The 19494-nt window shown below is 67.2% G+C and carries 13 protein-coding genes; 5 read left to right on the top strand and 8 right to left on the bottom strand.

Annotated elements, in window-relative coordinates:
• Positions 1 to 55 precede the first annotated feature (55 nt).
• The 4 genes from rpoH to ftsY form a co-directional block, all read right to left on the bottom strand.
• Positions 56 to 946 (bottom strand): RNA polymerase sigma factor RpoH, encoded by an 891-nt coding sequence (gene rpoH / locus ACQ7JA_RS04485; protein WP_258827715.1) that lies wholly within the window; start codon positions 944 to 946, stop codon positions 56 to 58.
• A 468-nt stretch (positions 947 to 1414) separates the two neighbouring features.
• Complete coding sequence (gene ftsX, locus ACQ7JA_RS04480) at positions 1415 to 2338, bottom strand: permease-like cell division protein FtsX (protein ID WP_430894926.1); 924 nt, start codon at positions 2336 to 2338, stop codon at positions 1415 to 1417.
• Positions 2335 to 2997 carry a cell division ATP-binding protein FtsE gene (locus ACQ7JA_RS04475; RefSeq protein WP_430894924.1) on the bottom strand — a complete coding sequence of 221 codons (663 nt, stop codon included), beginning with the start codon at positions 2995 to 2997 and terminating at the stop codon, positions 2335 to 2337. Before ACQ7JA_RS04475 ends, ftsX begins: the two co-directional genes overlap by 4 nt.
• Before the next feature lie 11 nt (positions 2998 to 3008).
• Positions 3009 to 4094, bottom strand: coding sequence for a signal recognition particle-docking protein FtsY (gene ftsY / locus ACQ7JA_RS04470; RefSeq protein WP_430894922.1), 1086 nt, complete (start codon positions 4092 to 4094; stop codon positions 3009 to 3011).
• A 256-nt stretch (positions 4095 to 4350) separates the two neighbouring features.
• Here ftsY and ACQ7JA_RS04465 point away from each other — a divergent pair, with 256 nt between their 5' ends.
• The gene (locus ACQ7JA_RS04465) at positions 4351 to 4548 is read left to right on the top strand and encodes a hypothetical protein (protein WP_258827719.1); all 198 of its coding nucleotides are present in this window, start codon (positions 4351 to 4353) and stop codon (positions 4546 to 4548) included.
• A 130-nt stretch (positions 4549 to 4678) separates the two neighbouring features.
• On the opposite strand, the gene ACQ7JA_RS04460 is transcribed toward ACQ7JA_RS04465, so the two are convergent.
• The 4 genes from ACQ7JA_RS04460 to ACQ7JA_RS04445 form a co-directional block, all read right to left on the bottom strand.
• Positions 4679 to 6382, bottom strand: a complete 1704-nt coding sequence (locus ACQ7JA_RS04460) for a thiamine pyrophosphate-binding protein (RefSeq protein WP_430894920.1) — start codon at positions 6380 to 6382, stop codon at positions 4679 to 4681.
• 86 nt (positions 6383 to 6468) lie between these two features.
• Positions 6469 to 6741: a helix-turn-helix domain-containing protein gene (locus ACQ7JA_RS04455; protein ID WP_430894918.1), complete on the bottom strand. Its 273-nt coding sequence runs from the start codon at positions 6739 to 6741 to the stop codon at positions 6469 to 6471.
• A 27-nt stretch (positions 6742 to 6768) separates the two neighbouring features.
• Positions 6769 to 8355 (bottom strand): methyl-accepting chemotaxis protein, encoded by a 1587-nt coding sequence (locus tag ACQ7JA_RS04450; protein ID WP_430894916.1) that lies wholly within the window; start codon positions 8353 to 8355, stop codon positions 6769 to 6771.
• 610 nt (positions 8356 to 8965) lie between these two features.
• A complete protein-coding gene (locus ACQ7JA_RS04445) occupies positions 8966 to 9262 on the bottom strand; it encodes a hypothetical protein (RefSeq protein WP_430894914.1) in 297 nt (98 codons plus the stop codon).
• A 63-nt stretch (positions 9263 to 9325) separates the two neighbouring features.
• Here ACQ7JA_RS04445 and ACQ7JA_RS04440 point away from each other — a divergent pair, with 63 nt between their 5' ends.
• From ACQ7JA_RS04440 to ACQ7JA_RS04425, 4 genes are all read left to right on the top strand, one after another.
• The gene (locus tag ACQ7JA_RS04440; RefSeq protein ID WP_430894912.1) at positions 9326 to 11419 is read left to right on the top strand and encodes an ATP-binding protein; all 2094 of its coding nucleotides are present in this window, start codon (positions 9326 to 9328) and stop codon (positions 11417 to 11419) included.
• A gap of 114 nt (positions 11420 to 11533) precedes the next feature.
• Positions 11534 to 11974, top strand: a complete 441-nt coding sequence (locus ACQ7JA_RS04435; RefSeq protein ID WP_430894910.1) for a response regulator — start codon at positions 11534 to 11536, stop codon at positions 11972 to 11974.
• The gene (locus tag ACQ7JA_RS04430; RefSeq protein WP_430894908.1) at positions 11971 to 16368 is read left to right on the top strand and encodes a PAS domain S-box protein; all 4398 of its coding nucleotides are present in this window, start codon (positions 11971 to 11973) and stop codon (positions 16366 to 16368) included. Before ACQ7JA_RS04435 ends, ACQ7JA_RS04430 begins: the two co-directional genes overlap by 4 nt.
• Positions 16369 to 16508: 140 nt before the next feature.
• Positions 16509 to 19487 (top strand): EAL domain-containing protein, encoded by a 2979-nt coding sequence (locus ACQ7JA_RS04425; protein WP_430894906.1) that lies wholly within the window; start codon positions 16509 to 16511, stop codon positions 19485 to 19487.
• Positions 19488 to 19494: the final 7 nt, after the last annotated feature.

The following is a 19494-nucleotide window of genomic DNA, read 5'->3' as shown; positions in this document are numbered from 1 at the left end:
CACGCCGAAAAAAAAGAACCCCGCCGCAGCGGGGTTTTTTGTTGGCTGAGCCTGCTTACACGTAAGCGGCCAGCGCACCCTTCATCTTCTTCAGTGCCGCCGATTCGATCTGGCGGATGCGCTCGGCCGACACGCCGAACTCTTCGGCCAGCGTGTGCAGGGTGGCGCCCGAACCGTCGTCGTTGGCCAGCCAGCGCGCCTCGACGATGCGGCGCGAACGCGGATCGAGCTTGCCCAGCGCGGTTTCCAGGCCCTCCGACTGCAGGCGGGTGACCTGTTCGGCTTCCAGCACCTTGGTCGGCTCCTGCTGGTCCGAGGACAGGTAGGCGATCGGCGCGAACTTGTCGTCTTCGTCGTCGGTCGGCGATTCGAGGGCGATGTCGCGGCCCGACAGGCGGGTTTCCATCTCGATCACTTCCTCGCGCTTGACGTCGAGCATCTTCGCCAGCTCATCCACCTGGGTCGGCGTCATCGCGTCCAGGCCCACCTTGTTGCTGCGCAGGTTGAAGAAGAGCTTGCGCTGGGCCTTGGTCGTCGCGACCTTCACCAGACGCCAGTTCTTCAGGATGTATTCGTGCATCTCGGCCTTGATCCAGTGCATCGCGTACGAAACGAGACGCACGCCCTGGTTCGGGTCGAAGCGCTTGACCGCTTTCATCAGGCCGATATTGCCTTCCTGGATCAGGTCGGCGTGGGGCAGGCCGTAGCCGAGGTAGCCACGCGCGATCGACACCACCAGGCGCAGGTGCGAGAGCACCAGCTTCTGTGCTGCTTCCAAATCATTCTTTTCCCGCAGCGACTTAGCCAGCGACACTTCTTCTTCGTGGCTCAGCATCGGCAGACGGTTGACGGCCGAGATGTAGGCGTCGATATTGCCGAGATTGCCGGTGAAACCCAGGTTGAGGGCACGACTGCCGGCAGGAACCAATGCGGATTGTGCGGACATATTCATTTCCCTTGTAGTAATCTTGCTGCACCCTTAATGTGCCACGAACCCCTGTCGCGCGACACCAGCGTTACTGCTTGTTACCGGGTGCTCATCTTGATTTTCGCTGTGTTCGGAACATATATTAGCACTCTCCCGGGGTGAGTGCTAGGCAAGCCATCGCTTTGCCGGAATCGATTAAGTTTGGCTAAAGTATTGCCTATAGGAATCAAAAACGCGCCGTTTCCACTGTAGAGTAGACGGCGCGAACTTAGTTGATTCAACTCAAACGTACGCCTAAAAGCACTGGAAATCGCCGTAAGGACAGGTTACGGAGGCTTGAAGACGGCTTCTGTTGGATGGCGCACGTTCGCACAGCGAGCCCTGTAGGACGAGGGCCCGTCTGCACGTAGGGAGGGACGGATAGGCCGTATCGGGCAGGTGGGGACCATGGGCAGGATTGCAAGTCCTGCCCATGTGAAATCTGCCTTACCGGACCCGCGCGAGGTGACGCTGCACAGAGAGCATGGCGCCGATCAGGCCGAGCCCGGCGCTGACCGCCAGCAAGCCGGCGATTTCCAGTCCGCCGAGCGGCGCCAGCTGGAATTCCGAGGCGTACAGGCGCGCGAACCCGGCGATCGCCCGGTTCAGGGGCGACAGCGCCAGCGTTACCGCGCCGAGGGCCACGGCGCCGGCGCACAGGCCGAGCAGGGCGCCGGTGTAGTAGAAGGGGCGGTGGATGAAATTGTCGGTCGCGCCCAGCAGCTTGGAGACGGCGATTTCTTCCTTCTGCGTCAGCACCTGCAGGCGGATGGTGTTGAACACCACTGCGATCACCACGATGCCGAGGGTGACGGCCAGCAGCAGCAGGGCCAGGCGCAGGATGTTCAGCAGGGCGGCCAGGCGCTTGACCCAGGCCGAGTCCACCTGCACGGTGTCCACGCCGGGCAGGGCGCGCAGCTGCCCGACGATCAGGTCGACCCCTTCCGCCGCGCCGCCGCGTGCGAAGCCTTCCAGCTTCAACACATAGCTGTCGGGCAGCGGGTTGTCGCCGAGGGTGTCGAGCACGTCGCTCAGGCCGCTCTTTTCCTTCAGCGAAGCCAGCGCCTGCTCGCGCGGCACGAAGCCGACGTTCGCGCGGCCGCCGCTTGCGACGATCCGGCGGATCTGCGGGGCCAGCGCATTGGCTTCCTCGCGCGTGGCATCCTGCTTCATGAACAGGCTGATTTCCGGATCGACCGAGAGCTGTTCGGACAGGGGACGGACGTTGTCGAGCAGGGTGATGCCGGCGAAGGGCAGCATCAGCGCGAAGGCGACCACCAGCACGTTGAACAGGAAGCTGCCCGGCGCCTTGCGCACGGTGGACAGGGCCGCGCCTAAGGCGAAGCGGTGCTGGCGGAACCACGGGCTCATACGCCACCTCCCACAATCTGGCCTTGTTCGAGGCGGATCACGCGTGCGGTCGCGCTGCCGAGCACCTGGTCGTCGTGGGTCGAGATCACGCAGGTCACACCCGCGGCGTGGAAGGCGCGCAGCGCGTCCAGCACGCGGTCGGCCGCGGCGCGGTCGAGGTTCGCCGTGGGCTCGTCGGCCAGGATGATCTGCGGCCGGTTGACGATGGCGCGCGCCACCGCCACGCGCTGCTGCTCGCCGCCGGAGAGCTCCAGCGGCATCGCTTTCGCGCGGTCCAGCAGGCCGACCTTGTCGAGCGCCGCGCGGGCGCGCCCCTCGGCCTGCGCCTTCGGAGCGCCGGTGACGAGCAGGGGCAGCATCACGTTGCCGAGGATGTTGCGGTCGTTGAGCAGGCGCTGGTGCTGGAAGATCAGGCCCAGGTTACGGCGCAGGAAGGGGATGCCGGCCTTCTTGATGCGGCCGATGTCCTGGCCGTTGACGGTGACCACGCCGCCGGTCGGACGTTCGACCGCGGCCACCATCTTCATCAGGGTCGACTTGCCGGCGCCGGAAGGGCCGGCCAGGTAGACCAGCTCGCCCTTGGCGATGTTCAGCGAGACATCGCGCAGGGCGTAGGCATCATGGGAATATTGCTTGGAGACGGACTGGAATTCGATCATGTGGTGTCTGGTTAACCGAGCAGCGCTTCGACGAATTCTTCGGCATTGAAAGGCTGCAGGTCGTCCAGCTTCTCGCCCACGCCGATGAAGTAGACCGGCACCGGGCGGGTGCGCGCGATCGCGGCCAGCACGCCGCCCTTGGCGGTGCCATCCAGCTTGGTGATCACCAGGCCGGTCAGCTGCAGGGCGTCGTCGAAGGCCTTCACCTGGGCCAGCGCATTCTGGCCGGTGTTGCCGTCGATGACGAGCAGGGTCTCGTGCGGGGCGCCATCCATGCCCTTGCCGATGACGCGCTTGATCTTCTTGAGTTCTTCCATCAGGTGCAGCTGGGTCGGCAGGCGGCCGGCCGTGTCGACCATGACCACGTCGACGCCGCGCGCCTTGCCCGACTGGACCGCATCGAAGGCGACGGCGGCCGGATCCCCCGACGCCTGCGAGATCACGGTGACGTTGTTGCGCTGGCCCCAGACCATCAGCTGCTCGCGCGCGGCGGCGCGGAAGGTGTCGCCGGCGGCCAGCAGCACCGACTGCTCTTCGCGCTGCATGTGCTTGGCCAGCTTGCCGATGGTGGTGGTCTTGCCGGCGCCGTTCACGCCCGAGATCATCATCACGAGCGGCTCGTGGCGGCCGAGTTCCAGGGGCTTCTGCAACGGACTCAGGAGTTCGACCATCAGCTCCTTCAGCGCGGTCTTGACCGCGGCGGCATCGAGCAGCTTGTCTTCCTTGACCTTGCGGCGCAGGGCGTCGAGCAGGTGCTGGGTCGCGTCCATGCCGGCGTCCGACATCAGGAGCGCGGATTCGAGTTCCTCGTACAGGTCTTCGTCGATGCGCGCGCCCACGAAGAGCAGCGACAGGTTGTTCGAGGTCTTGGACAGGCCGGCCTTCAGGCGCGTCATCCAGGACTGCTTCTTCTCGGCCTCGGTGGTGGGGCGCTCGGCGGTTTCCGGGAACAGCTCGCCGGCTTCCAGCGCAACAGGCGCGGGGGCGCTGAGCGGCTCCGGCGCCGGCTGGGGAGCGGGGGCGGGAGCAAGGGCGCTCGGCGCGGCCGGCTCGGGAGCCTGGGTTTCCTGCTTCTTTCTCTTGAAGAAACTAAACATATGTGGTGGCGGATCCTGCGCGCAAGCCGGCTGGCGCCGGCGATGAAAAAAGTAGCGAATATTTTACCAGAGCAGCAAGACTGTTCCGCCGTGCCCGGGTATTGACGCTTCAATATGCGTCGAAGGAACTATATGTTGTGTTATTGATGAAACCGACTGGCTGCTCAACAGTGCACGTCTGGAAAACGATTGCGACTTGCGCTATCTTGAACGCAGAGAGAAAACCTGTATAGAAATACGATAAACGGGACACACCGTGAAAATTTCAAATTTCCTGAAGCGCCTCATCTATGGTGACAACGCCACGGATGGCAGCGCTGCGAACCTGCGCAACATTATCGTGTGGGCGTTCATCGCCCTCGTCGCATTGTTCCTGACGAATCCTTCCGGCGAGCCGGTCAGTTTCTTCGACAAGCCGATTCCGCTGCCGGCCGAGCTGAACCTCGGACAATAACCGGCCGCAAAACAGCTAGGGTGGACGGCTCTGCCGTCCGCGCGTTCAGCCAGAACATGCGTTGCGGCAGTGCATCCGTGAGGTGAACGCGCGGACGGCGAAGCCGCCTCTCGCGGCCCGGTCCACCCTATTAGTTCTTGGCTTTTGCGACTTCCGCGTTCTTGCGGATCGTCTCCAGGGTCGCATTCGGCGTAATCAGGTTGCCGTCATAACGCAGTTCGATCACCGCCGGCAGTCCCTTGCCGTTCGCGTGCTCCAGCGCGCGCTGGAGCGCGGGCCCGAATTCCTCCGTCTTTTCCACCACCTCGCCATGGCCGCCGTAGGCGCGCGCCAACGCCGCGAAATCCGGATTGTGCAGCGTGGTGCCCGACACGCGGCCCGGGTAGTCGCGCTCCTGGTGCATGCGGATGGTGCCGAACATATTGTTGTTGAAGACCAGGATGATCACGCCCGCGCCGTATTGCACGGCGGTCGCCAGCTCCTGGCCCGTCATCATGAATTCGCCGTCGCCGGCGAAGGTGACGACGGTGCGCTTCGGATCGATGATCTTCGCCGCCACCCCGGCCGGCACCGCATAACCCATGGCGCCGTTGGTCGGCGCGAGCTGGGTGCGTTTGCCGCCATAGCGGTAGAAGCGGTGGGCCCAGGTCGCGTAGTTGCCGGCGCCGTTGGTGATGATGGTGTCGCGCGGCGCCTGCGCCATGAGTTCCTGCACCACCTGCCACAGGTCGAGCGGCGCGCCGCCCTGGGCGAAGATCGGCGGCTGGGCCTGCCATGCGGCCAGTTCGGCCTTCGCTTCCTCGACCGTGCCCGCCCAGGCCGAGGAGTCCACCGGCGCCATCGCCGCCAGCATCGCGCAGACCTGCGGCGCGCCGCTGGCGATCATGAGTTCGCCCTGGTAGACGCTGCCCAGTTCGTCCGGGTCGGCGTGGATATGAACGAGCTTCTGGCGCGGCACCGGGGACGAGAGCAGCGAATAGCCGCTGGTGGTCATCTCGCCCAGGCGCGGGCCGATGGCGATCACGAGGTCCGCTTCTTTCACGCGGGCGGCCAGCTTCGGATTGATGCCGATGCCGACGTCGCCCACGTAATTGGGATGCGCGTTATCCAGCAGGTCCTGGAAGCGGAAGGTGCAGCCCACCGGCAGGCGGTTGGCTTCGGCGAAGCGGGCCAGGTCGGCGCAGGCCTGCTCGGACCACGAGCCGCCGCCCAGCAGCACGATCGGTTTGCGGCTTTCGGCCAGCATGGTGCGCAGCTGCGCGATCTGGTCCGCGGAGGGCGCCGCCTGCACCGGCTGGTAGCGGCGGGCATCGGCTACTGCCGCTTTGGTGACCAGCATGTCTTCCGGCAGCGCCAGCACCACCGGGCCCGGACGGCCGCTGGTGGCGACCTGGAAGGCGCGCGCGATGTATTCGGGGATGCGGTCGGCGCGGTCGATCTGGGTGACCCACTTGGCCATCTGCCCGTACATGCGGCGGTAGTCGATTTCCTGGAAGGCTTCGCGGTCGATGAAGTCGCTGCCGACCTGGCCGATGAAGAGGATCATCGGGGTCGAGTCCTGGAAGGCGGTGTGCACGCCGATCGAGGCATTGGTCGCGCCCGGGCCGCGGGTGACGAAGCAGATGCCGGGCTTGCCGGTCATCTTGCCGTAGGCTTCGGCCATGAACGCCGCGCCGCCTTCCTGCCGGTTGATCACGAAACGGATGTCCGAGTCGTGCAGGGCGTCCAGCACGTCGAGGTAGCTTTCGCCGGGCACGCCGAAGGCGGTGTCCACGCCGTGGATATGGAGCGCATCGACCAGGATCTGGCCGCCGGTGCGGGAAGGGTGCGTCATGGTGGTGTCATCCTTATCAAAGAGGCTCCCGAGATTCTAGGCGAGCGGCCCGGGGGTGGCTTTTGAAATGGCGACATCAAATTACATCAACCGTCGGCCAGCACCGCCCGCAGCTCGGCCACCGGCAGCCCGTAAGTCTCGTGGATGCGCAAGATGACGGCAGCACTGATTGGCGATTTTCCGGACCGGATCTTACTGAGTGTGCAAGCGTTGATGCCGAGGACGCGCGATAGTTCGGCATCGGTGCGCAGGTAATGAAGGTCGCGCAGCCTGTCCATCAGGCGGGAAGCGTTGTTTCCAGGGAAACTGTACTCGATGGGCTGCAGGGATGAAACGACGGTTGGAGATGGATTGCGCATGGTTGGCGATATTGGTTGTAGAGATATTCAGGTCAGTTGCAACTCGGGTGTGCGTCCCGGCGTCAGCGCCGGCGCCCGGCGGACAGCGACATCCCCGGTTCCCGGCTTGTCCTGCAGCTTGAACACGGCCAGGGCATTCGCGATTCCATCGGTTTGACCGGCAAGCGTGGAAGCGGCCGCGGCAGCCTGCTCGACCAGGGCCGCGTTTTGCTGCGTCAGGTCGTCGAGATGGGTCGCTGCGGCGTTCACCTGGGCGATGCCGCGGCTTTGTTCTCCCGCCGCCGTGGCGATCCCATGCATGACCTGGCGCACGCCGTCGATCACCTTGGTGACGTGCTGCACCTGCTCGTCCACCACCCGGCTGATGCGCACGCTGTCATCGACCCTGGCGATCGACGCATTGACGAGCTGGGCCACGTCCTTGGCGGAAGCGCTGCAGCGCGCCGCGAGATTGCGCACTTCGCTGGCGACGACGGCGAAGCCGCGGCCCTGCTCGCCGGCGCGGGCCGCTTCCACTGCCGCGTTCAGCGCAAGGATGTTGGTCTGGAAGGCGATGCTGTCGATCATTCCGATGATGTCGAGGACCTGCCGCGAAGACGAGGCCACCGCATCCATGGACGCCAGCATCGCCTGCACCGACGCTTTGCCCTGCGCCGCGGTGTCCACCGCCTGTTCGGCCATGCTCGACGCTTCCATGAGCTGCCGCGTATTGTCCTCGACGCTGCGCGCGAGCTGTTCCAGGCTGGCCGCGGTTTCCTGCAAGTTGGAGGCCTGGGTTTCGGTGCGCGCCGACAAGTCCATATTGCCCAGGGCGATCTCGCTGGTGGCGGTGCGCATCTGGTCGAAGTTGGCGCGCACGTCGCCGATGACGCTGCGCAGGTTGATGCCGACCTGGCGCAGCGCGGCGACCAGCCTTCCCATTTCGCTGTCGGCAGGCTGGCAGAGCAGTGGCGTCATGTCGCATCCGGCAAGCCGGGTGCCGAGTGCCGTCGCCTGGCGCAGCGGCAGCAGCACGCGTCGCCGCACCAGCAGCCAGGACAGGATGCCGCACAGGCCCACGAGAAGCGCCAGCAAGCCGTCGCCGGCGCTGCCGGCGCGCGCGGCCAGCGCCATGCAGCCGCCCGTCGACACGGTCGCCAGTATGGCGGCCTGGGTGGCGATCCGCATGCGCGCCAGCGCGCCGATCCAGCCGCGCCAGCCCTTGGCGAGCGCCTGTCCCTGGCGCAGGACCACGTCGGTCTGCCCGGCGCGCATGGCGGCGTACAGGCGCTCCGCCGCCGCCACTTCCTGGCGCGACGGGCGGGTCCGCACCGACATGTAGCCGACCGGCCGGCCGTTCTCCAGAACCGGCGTCACGTTCGCCATCACCCAGTAGAAGTCGCCGTTCTTGCAACGGTTCTTGACCATGCCGGTCCATGGCAGCCCCTGGCGGATGGTCGTCCACAGGTCCGCGAACGCCTCTTCCGGCATGTCGGGATGGCGCACGATGTTTTGCGGGGCGCCGATGAGCTCGTCGAGCGTGAAACCGCTGACTTCGACGAAGTAGGGGTTGGCGCTGGTAATGCGTCCCTTGAGGTCGGTGGTCGAGACGATGGTGCGGCGCTCGCAGAGCATGATTTCGTGTTGCGTGACTGGATGATTGATTCTCACGAAGTGACTCCATCGATCAGGTGAATGAAAGGGCAGGACAGGGCGGTGTCAGGGTGGACTGGCCGGGCACGCCGCGCGCCGGCGGAGCGGGGTGTCCTGGGGCATGGGACGAGCGAGATGGAAGCCCTGTGCGGCCGGACAGCCGAGGGCGCGCAGCAGATCGGGTTCGCGTTCGGATTCGATTCCTCGTCGACGATCTGCATGCCGAAGATTCGGCCAGGCGCGCCACGAAGCCACGCGGGCGCAAATTGATTGACAAGGCAGAACGACATACGGCACTCCGGTTCGGCAATAGCCATGCGGAAGTGCATGGCGGATCGCAAACACGGCGGTGAGGGCCGCATGGCCTGGCATGTCCAGAGAGGGATCACGCAGGTAGTTGGACTCGGCGTGGATGGCGCAGCGAAAGGGGCAGGCGATCGGCGGCGGAGCTGGTTGAATACAGGCTAGCACCAAACATTCGTTGAAGCAACTTAATGTCAATACAGGCGCTACGGGAGCTTTCTGGCATGTCGAATTTGATGTAATTGAGCAACATTTCCCAGAATCGCTAAAATTGTGCCCGGGGCGCATGCTATGTTCGGCAAAAAAAATCGCAAGGCCACCCATGCAAGAAGCTCATCGTTCCCGCCTGTTGCTTGGCGCAACCGCTGTTGCACTGCTGCTGACGATCGCCGCCACATTGTCCTTTGCTTCCTATCACGCCTACGAGAGCGAAATGGACGAATGGCACGACCAGCTGGACAACACCTCGTTGTTGCTTGCCCAGCAGGTTGCCAATGAAATGTCGGTAGCCGATCTTCTGCTCGATGGAATGCTCGAGCGGATCGCCGCACTCCGGATCGACACCGAAGGCCAGCTGGAGCAGCACATGTCCACGCTCGCGGCCCACCAAGAATTACTGGTTCGCAAAAAAGCGCTGCCGCAGATCGACGTGGCCACGATTGCGGATAGCCAGGGCAAGGTCCTGAATTTCACCCGCAGCTTTCCGGCGCCGTCTATTTCACTGGCCGACCGCGACTACTTTCTCGCACAGCGCGACCGCCCGCAAGCCAGGTCGTTCATCAGCCGCCCGGTGCGCAACCGCGGCAACGGCGAATGGACCTTCTATCTGAGCCGGCGCATCTCCGCCGCCGACGGCCGCTTCCTCGGCATCGCGCTGGTGGGCATCTCGAGCGGCCGCCTCGCCACCTTCTTCAGCCGGATCAGCCTCGGTCCCGGCGCCGCCGTCATGCTGTGCCGCAGCGACTGGGTCGCACTGGCCGGCTCGCCGCGCGCCGGGATGGCGGACGGCGGCGCCGACTGCGCCGGCGGCGCGCGCCGGGTGCTCGATGGCGGGCGGCGTCATGGCGTCGAGGTGATCGCCGGCCGGATGGTCGCCGTCCGGATCGTGCCGGACCATCCGCTGCTGGTCGCCGTCAGCGCGAGCGATGCCGTCTACCTGCGCAAATGGCGAAGCTTTGCCCTGCAGCTTGCCATCGTGGGGCTGTTGTGCGGCGTGGCGGTGCTGGTCGGGTTCGCGCTGCTGCGGCGCGAGATGCGGCGGCGTGACGAAGCCATGCTGCGCCAGCGCGCCCTGCAGGCCGAGGCCGACGCCGCCAACCGGGCGAAGGGCGATTTCCTGGCCATGATGAGCCATGAGATCCGCACGCCGCTGACGTCGGTGATCGGCTTCGCCGAGGAGCTGGAACATGCCCGCGGGGTGGACGAGGCGGTGGAGCTGGGTGGCATCATCGTACGTAACGGCAAGACCTTACTCGCCCTCGTCAACGACATCCTCGACATGTCGAAGATCGAGTCGGGCCGGCTGGTGCTCGAACACGTCAGGTTCGCACCGCACGACGCGCTCGCCGCGGTCGACCTGCTCCTGTCCGGACAGGCAGAGCAGCGCGGCCTGGCATTCGACGCCACCCTGGCCCCGGATTGCCCGATGGCGGTGATCGGCGACCCGACCCGCTGGCGCCAGATACTGACGAACCTGCTTTCGAACGCGATCAAGTTCACGCAGCGCGGCGGCGTGTCGGTGCACGTCTGGTACGAGCAGGCCGCGCAGCTGCTGCATTGCCGGGTGAGCGATACCGGCATCGGGATGAGCGGCGAGCAGGTTGCACGGCTGTTCAAGCCCTTCGCGCAGGCAGACGGCAGCATCGTCCGGCGCTTCGGCGGCACTGGACTCGGCCTGTACCTGGTGCGCCAGCTGGCCGAGGCCATGGACGGGTCGGTCGAGGTCGAGACGGCGCCCGGCGCCGGCACCCGGATCACCGTCAGCATCCGCGCCAGAAGCGTCGCTCCTGCGATCGACTGGCAGGAGCGTGGCAGCGCGCCGGGCTGCGCGCGGCTGGCGGGGCGCGTGCTGCTGGTCGAGGACGGCGAGGACAATCGCCGGCTGATCGAAGCGCTGCTACGGCGCCACGGCCTCGAGGTGTCGTGCGCGGCGGATGGGGAGCAGGGCGTCGACATGGCCCTGCGTGTCCATCCCGATCTGGTGCTGATGGATATCCAGATGCCGGTGCTCGATGGCATGGCCGCGATCGGACGCATGCGCGCGGGGGGGGTGCGTGCGCCGGTCGTGGCCTTGACCGCCAACGTGCTGGCGCATGACCGCGAGCGTTACCGCCAGGCCGGCTTCGACGCCTGCCTGGCCAAGCCGATCGAACGCGAGGCCTTCGGGCGGCTGCTGGCGGCCTTTCTACCGCGTGCGCCGGCCGCGGCCGCGGCGTTCTCCGACCTGCCCGAGTTCAGGGCGCTGTGCGCCGCTTTCGCCGCCAGCCTGCCGGCGCGGCTGGAACAGATGCGCACCGCGCTCGACAAGGGAGATCGCGCGGCGCTGCGGCAGGTCGCCCATATGCTGAAAGGCGCGGCGCCCAGCTTCGCCTGTCCGCGGACCGGCGCCTCGGCCGCCGAGCTCGAGCGCCGCTGTCAGGTAGACGACCTGCATGCCTGCCGGGCGGCGCTGCAAGCGCTGGAAGCGGCCGCGCTGGCCGAAGCGGTGGGGGGCAGTCCCTGTCCGCCTATGCCGGATGAATAAACTGCGATCGCGGACGGCCGGATTACCGGCGGACTCTGGTATGGGCCTATGCTGCATGATACGCTTGAAACGCACGCGCGAATGCGGATCGACACCACTACGGGGACTGCAACCATGTCAGCATCCATCCTTCTGGTCGACGACGACCCTCTCCTGGTCAGGATGATCGGCGCGATGCTGGGTGACCTCGGCAGGGTGAGGTTCGCGACCGGCGGCGCGGCGGCGCTGCAGCTGATGGCGCAGGAAACGCCCGACCTGGTGCTGCTCGATGCGGAGATGCCCGGCATGGGCGGCCTCGAGGTGTGCGCGGCGATCCGCGCCGACCCCGGCTACGCCGGGGTGCCGGTCCTGTTCGTCAGCGCCCACGGCGACGAGGAGTTCGCGCGGCGCTGCCTCGGCGCCGGTGCTGCCGATCTCATCCACAAGCCGGTGTGCGCCGCGCTGCTCCAGGCGCGGGTGGCCACCCACCTGCGCCTGAAGCAGGCGCTCGACACCATCCGCCGCATGGATCGGGCGTCCGCGTCCGGGTATGCGGAGAGCGGGCGGCGCCCATGAATACCGGGCCCGCGCCGGCGCTCGTGGGCGGACTGTGCTTCGCGATCGGGCTGGCGCTGGCGTTCGGCGCCGGCATCGCCCAGCAGCGCGTCAACGACGGTCTCGTGGCGCGCCGCTTCGACGCCCTGGCGCACCAGACCGTCGACAGCGTGGCTGCGCGCATGCGCGCTTTCGAGTATGGCTTGCGCGGGATGCGGGGCATCGTTTCTTCCTCGGGCGGCCTGCCTGCGCCCGACCAGGTCCGGCGCTACGCTCGGACCCGCGATATCGAGAGCGAATTCCCGGGTGCGCGCGGCTTTGGCCTGATCTGGCGCGTCCCCGAGGAGGGTACGGAAGACTTCGTCGCGCGCATGCGCGCGGCCGGACGGCCGCAGTTCGCGCTCAGCCAGGTCGCACCGCACGCAGGCGATCGCTTCGTCATCAGCTATATCGAACCGGAGGCGCGCAACCGGGAGGCCATCGGACTCGACATCGCATCGGAGGACCGCCGCCGCGCCGCCGCGCTGGCTGCGCAGGCCAGCGGCCGCGCCGCCATCACTGAGCCGATCACGCTGGTGCAGGCCAGCGGGCAGACGCTGCGCTCTTTCCTGTTGCTGCTGCCGATTGCGACGCGCTCGTTCCAGCCCGCGCAGGGCAGTGACAGCGTGGCGGGATGGAGCTACGCGCCGATCGTCATCGACGAGGTGCTTGCAACGTTGCAGCTGCCGGAAAAATCGCTCTGGTTCGAACTGCGCGATGCCGGCAGCAGTGCCGACGCCGTGTTCTACCGATCCGCCGGGGCGGCGCCGGCGGCAGGCGCGGCCGCCGCCGATATCCGCATTCAGATGTTCAACCGTGACTGGGTCGCCCACTTGCGCGCGCAGCCTGCGCTGGTGGAGGAATTGCGCCTGACCTCGCCCGGCTTGGTCGGCGGCGTCGGCGCGCTGCTGGCAGCGCTGCTTGGCGGCACCGTATTCCTGCTGGCGCAGCGCCGGGCGCGCGCCCACGGCCTGCTGCTGGAGCGCGCATGGCGCGCCGCCATCGTCGACGCGTCCGAAGATGGGATCGTCGGCATCCGCATGGATGGCGCGATCACCGCCTGGAACGAGGGCGCCGCACGCCTGTTCGGACTCTCGGCCGGTCAGGCGCTGGGACGCCCGCTCGACGAGGTGCTGCCCGCACCCGGATGGATCGCCGAGCAGACCGCGCTGTTCGCGAGCGTCGGCGCCGGGCGCCGGGTCGCGCCGTTCGAGACGCAGCGCCGCCATGCCGGCGGGGACCTGGTCGACGTTTCGGTCGGCGCGGCTCCCATCCACGATGCCGAAGGCAGGATGGCCGGCGTGGCCCTGACCTTCCGCGACATCCGCCCGGCCAAGGCCGCGCGGGTGCAGCTCGAAGCACTCAACGCTTCGCTGGAACGCCAGGTCGCCGAGCGCACCGCCGCGCTCGACCAGGCCTTGCGCAACCTGCGCAACATCGTCGACGCGCTGCCGTCGATGATCGGCTACTGGGACCGCGCCTTGCGCATCCGGATGGCGAATCGGGCCTACGCGGACTGGTTCGGCGCCGAAGCCGGCCAGCTCGAAGGGCGGGAGATGGCCGAGCTGCTTCCAGCCGAGGCGTATGAGCTGAACCGGCCCATGATCGATGCGGCGCTGCGCGGCGAAGCCAGGACCTTCCGCCGCAGCCTGCCGCGGCCGGCGGACGGGACCATGTTCCACGCGCTGACCCACTACCTGCCGGACGTGGTCGGCGGCGTGGTCCAGGGTTTCTACGTGCTGGTCCACGACGTCACCGAGCTGGAAGCGCAGCGCGTGGCGCTGGAAGCGGAAAAGCGCGAGAAGGCCGGCCTGCTGGCCACGATCGATGCCCATGCCATTGTTTCGACGACCGACCGCAACGGCATCATCGTTTCGGCCAACGAACGGTTCTGTCAGGTTTCAGGCTACACGTCTGCCGAGCTGGTCGGGCGTACCCACCGGATCGTCAACTCGGGCGCCCACGCGGCCGGGTTCTGGCCGGAGGTATGGCGCACCGTCGCGGCCGGCCATAGCTGGCAGGGCGAGATCTGCAACCGCACCCGCGACGGCGCTCCATACTGGGTCGACAGCATCATCGCGCCCTTCCTGGACGAGCGTGGCCGCATCGAGAAGATCGTCAGCGTCAGCACCGACGTCACGGCGCGCAAGCTGGCCGAACTGGCGTCGCGCCAGGCCCTGGCCACGCTCGAATCGGTGCTGGAGTCGGCCACCCAGGTGGCGATCGTGGCCACCGACCGCGATGGAAGGGTCACGCTGTTCAACAGCGGCGCCGTGCAATTGCTTGGTTACGCCGCGGGGGAAGTGGTGGGGCGCGCCAACGTCATGCTCTGGTACCGCGAAGAGGAACTGTCGACGCGCGCCGCCGCGCTCGGCATGTCCGGCGAACCCGGCCGAACGCCGCATGCGCTCCTGACCGACGAGCGCAGCGCGGGCGTGCCGTTCGACTGCCACTACGTATGCGCCGACGGCAGCCTGGCGCCGGTGACGGCTTCGGTGGTGCCGATCCGCGACGCCGACCGCGCGGTGCTGGGCTATATCCACGTGGCCCATGACATCCGCTATCGCCTGGCCCAGGAGGCGCTGCTGAGGGACGCCGCCGCCGCCGCCGAGCGCGCCAACGAGGCCAAGAGCCGCTTCCTGGCCAATATGAGCCACGAGATTCGCACCCCCTTGAACGCGGTGATCGGCCTGGCCTGGCTGCTCGAACGCACCGCGCTGGACCAGGAACAGGCCGGCCACGTCGCCAACATCCGCAGCGCCGGCGGGGCCCTGCTCGGCATCGTCAACGATGTGCTCGACCTGTCGCGGATCGAGGCCGGCGAGATGCCGCTCGAGCATTTGGTGTTCAGCCTGCGCAACCTGTGTTCCGAGCTGCAGGCGGTGTTCGGCGACCAGGCGCGCGCCAAGGGCCTGGCGCTGCGCCTGGCGCCCGATCCGGCGCTGCCGGACGCCCTGGTGGGCGATCCGACACGGGTGCGCCAGATCCTGCTGAACCTGCTGGCCAACGCCATCAAGTTCACCGAGCGCGGCGAGGTCGAACTCTCGATCCGGCGCGTCGACGCCGCGGGGGAGGGATGCCGCCTGTGCTTCACCGTGCGCGATACCGGCATCGGCATCGCGCCCGATACGCTGGAGCGGCTGTTCCAGCCCTTCGCCCAGGCCGACGCGTCGACCACGCGGCGTTTCGGCGGCAGCGGACTCGGGCTGTCGATCGTTGTGAATCTGGTGGACATGATGGGTGGCCGGATCTCGGTCGCAAGCACGCCGGGAGAAGGCAGCTGCTTCGAAGTGGTATTGCCGTTCGAGATGGGCGACCCGCGGGCGCTGGAATTGCCCGGCTCCCGCGGCGAGCCGGGATTGCAGCGCCTGGACGGCGTGCGGATTCTGCTGGTGGACGATAGCGAGATCAACCTGGCGGTGGCCGGACGTCTGCTCGAGCTCGAAGGCGCCTGCGTGACGGTGGGTCGAAATGGCTCCGAGGCAATTGCAATTGTTGCCGCCCGGCCCGAGCTGCACCTGGTCCTGATGGACATCCAGATGCCGGTCATGGACGGGCTGGAGGCGGCGCGCCGGATCCTGCGGCAGATGGGCGAAGCAGCACCGCGGCTGGTCGCGCTGACCGCCGGGAATACCGTCAGCGAGCGCCAGCGCGCCCGCGAAGCGGGTTTCGCCGAGATCCTCTCCAAGCCGATCGATCCCGAGCGCCTGGTGGACGCCATCCTGCGCGTGCTCGCCATCGATGCCGGAGCGGCTCCCGCCGCGCTTGTCGCCGCCGACAGCGGCTGGCCCGAGATCGATGGGATCGATACCGCGCAGGCGAGGCGCCGCTTCGCCGGCGATTCCGCCATGTTCGGAGACATGCTGGCCGCCGTGCTGGCGCTGTGCGACGAGGCGTTGCTGCAGGGGGCGCAGGTGCCGCGCGACACCGCCGCCCTGGCCGGTCTCATGCACCGGCTGAAGGGCAATGCGGCCACGCTGGCGGCATCCGGCCTGGCCGAGACCGCCGCTCGCATCGAGACCGCCTGCCGCCGCAGGCGCGAGGAGGCGCTCGCTCCCGCGCTCGAGGACCTGGGCCGGCTGGCACGCCGCCTCGCCCGGGCGGCAGCGGGTGTTACGGGTGGGACGAAGGACAGGCGCAAACCGTCCCGCACGGCCGCACCAATGCCGATCGCGGAGCTCGAGCAACTGCTGCGCGCGCTGCTCGCGCAGGACCTGGACGCGCTCGGCCTGTTCCAGCGCATCGCCCCGTCGATCGAGGCGCACATGGGCACGAACGCGGCGGCCGTCCTGGCCGAGCAGATCCGTGGACTGCGTTTCGCCGAAGCCGTGGCCACGCTGCGCGAAGCGCAGACGCCGGGAGTGCCGGCCAACTAAGGCAGCTGTTGGGGATTGTTCCGAAAATGACACGCTATCGATTTCGATTTTACTGATTTCGCTGTCATTACATGATATCTTGCAGTAGAGAAAAACATAACGTATTCCAGGGGAAGACGGCCATGGCCACAGGAGTGAGGATGCGACGCACGCGGAGCTGGCTTGCCTGGCCCGTGCTCGCGTTCGTGCTGGTCCTGGCCGCTTGCCCCGCCCGCGCGGCGCCGGACGTCCTGCGGGTAGTCGCCGACAACAACTACCCGCCCTACCTCTTCATCGAGCGCGACGGCAAGGCGGAAGGCTACCTGGTCGACCTGTGGCGCCTGTGGGAGAAAAAGACCGGCGTCGCCGTCGATCTCCGGCCGATGCGCTGGGAAGCCGCGCAACAAGCGATGCGCGACGGTCGCGCGGATGTCATCGACATGCTGTTCCGCACGCCGCAACGCGAACTCGCCTACGACTTCGCGCGGCCCTACGCCAGGCTCGATGCCAGCATCTATGTCGACACCGCGCTCGCCGGCCTGCACGATGCGCACTCGCTGGCGGGCATGGCGGTGGGCGTGCAGCGTGGCGACGCCTGCATCGAAGTCCTGGCGGGCAAGGGAATCGCCACCTTGCGCCCCTATCCGGACTACGAAACGATCCTGGCGGCGGCGCGGGCAGGGGAAATCAAGGTCTTCTGCATGGACGACATGCCCGCCAACTACTATCTGTACCTGCACCAGGACGGGCAACGCTTCGCCAAGGCGTTTACCTTGTATTCGAACAGGTTCCACCAGGCCGTTCGCAAGGGCGACAAGGCGACTCTGGCGCTGGTCGAGCGCGGTATGGCGCGCATCAGCGCGGCGGAGCGGGAAGCGCTGCAACGCAAGTGGTTCAGCCAGCCGGTGGAATTCCAGCCCCGTGCGCGCACGCTGCTGTTCGCGGGCCTGGCCGGACTGGCGCTGCTGGGCATCGTCCTGGCCTGGATCTTTTCGCTGCGGCGCGCGGTCCGGGCCCGCACCGCCGAGATCGAGCTGAAGACCGGCCAGCTGGAGCAGGTGGCGCGCGCGCTGCTGGCCGACCAGGCGCAACTGCGCGCGCTGTTCGACGGCAGCCCGGACGCCATGGCGCTGAAGGACCGGAACCGGGTGTATATGCATTGCAACCGCGAGTTCGAATCCCTGATCGGCCTGCCGCGCGATCGCATCCTCGGGCATGGCGACGTCGAGCTGTTCGAGGACCAGTCCTTCGTCGCCCTGGTCAGGCAGGCGGACGAGCAGGTGCTGGAAAGCGGCAAGGCCTATCGCAGCAATGAGGTGGTCCTGGCGCGCGATGGCATCGAGCGCCATCTGGAAGTCATCAAGGTGCCGATCCGCGGCGCCGACGGGGGCGTCACCGGCGTACTGGCCGTGTCGCGCGACATCAGCGATCGCCGCCGCGCCGAGCGCGACCTGCGCATCGCCGCGGTGGCCTTCGAGAGCCAGGACGGGATGATGGTCACCGACGGCGCAGGCGTGATCGAGCGCGTGAACGCCGCCTTCAGCCGCATCACCGGCTTCCCGAGCGCGGAAGCGATCGGCCAGACCGCCCACATCCTGCGCTCCGGCTTGCACGACAAGGCGTTCTACGAAGCCATGTGGGAAGCATTGGGCCGGACCGGCTACTGGATCGGTGAAGTGGTCAACCGCTGCAAGGGCGGGCGGCTGTACACCGCGCGCTTGTCGATTACGGCCGTCCCCGACGCGCGCGGCCAGGCCATGCATTACGTGGCGAATCTACAGGATATTTCTTCGGAAAAGCAGGCGCGCGAGCTGGCCGAACACCTGCGCCTGTTCGACCACCTGACCGGTCTGGCGAACCGCACCCAGCTCGCGGAACGTCTTGCCGCCGCCGTCGCCGAGCGCGCCGAATTGCAGGAATTCGGGGCCGTCATGATGCTGGACCTGGACAATTTTCAAAAGATCAACGATTCGCTGGGACATGGCGTCGGCGACCAGTTGCTGGTGGAAGTCGCGCGCCGCCTGCTCGCCGTGCGGCGCGCCGGCGACCTGCTGGTCCGCTTCAGCGGCGACAGCTTCGTGCTGCTGTGCGAGTCGCTCGGCCCGGACCGCGTGGTGGCGGCGACGCGCGCCATGGCGATCGCCGAGGCGGCCCGCCGCGCCATGGCGGACCAGCTGGTGCTGGGGAGCCACCGCTTCGCCTGCAGCGGTTCGGTCGGGGTGACCCTGTTCCACGAGGACCGGGTGTCCGCCGACACCCTGCTGCAGCAGGCCGAACTCGCCATGTACAAGAGCAAGCGGGGCGGACGCGATATGGTGTGCTTCTTCGAGGACGCGATGCAGTCCGAGCTCGACGGCCGCAACCGCATGGAAAGCGAACTCCGGCTGGCGATCGAGCAAGAGCAGCTCGAGCTGCACTACCAGATTCAGGTCGACCGCAGCGGGCGGCCGGTCGGCGCCGAAGCCCTGATGCGCTGGCGCCATCCGACGGCCGGCCTGATCGCCCCGTCGGTCTTCATCCAGCTGGCCGAGGAAACCGGACTGATCCTGCCGATCGGGCGCTGGGCGCTCGCCTCTGCCTGCAGGCAGCTGTCCGCATGGAAGGGGCGGGCGCTACTGGAAGAGCTGACGATCGCGGTCAACGTGAGCCCCTTGCAGTTCAAGGTGGACAGCTTTGTCGACGACATCCTCGACGACGTGCGCGCGGCGGGCGCTTCGGCGGAGAAGCTCAAGCTCGAAGTCACCGAGAGCCTGGCCATCGACGATTTCCGCGCGTCGATCTCCAAGCTGGACGCACTCAAGAACCATGGCTTCAGCATCTCGCTCGACGATTTCGGCACCGGGAATTCGTCGCTGAACTACCTGACGCGCTTGCCGCTGACCCAGCTCAAGATCGACAAGTCCTTCGTCGACGAGCTGCCCGACAGCCACGCAGGCGCGATGGTCGCCCAGACCATCATCGCGATGGGACAGGGCCTGGGCCTGGATGTCATCGCCGAGGGCGTCGAGAACGAGGCGCAGCGCGACTTCCTCGCCGGCCACGGTTGCCATGCCTTCCAGGGCTACCTGTTCGGGCGGCCGGTGCCGGTGGCCGAGTTCGAGGCCATGGTGCAGGCGCGGGCACGCTCGCCGGCGCACTGAGGAGCGG

It is taken from the genome of Massilia sp. BKSP1R2A-1, from assembly GCF_050586525.1.
Taxonomy (GTDB): Bacteria; Pseudomonadota; Gammaproteobacteria; order Burkholderiales; family Burkholderiaceae_D; genus Telluria.
Note: the sequence above shows the minus strand (reverse complement) of the source record. Positions and strands in the feature narration are given on the sequence as shown.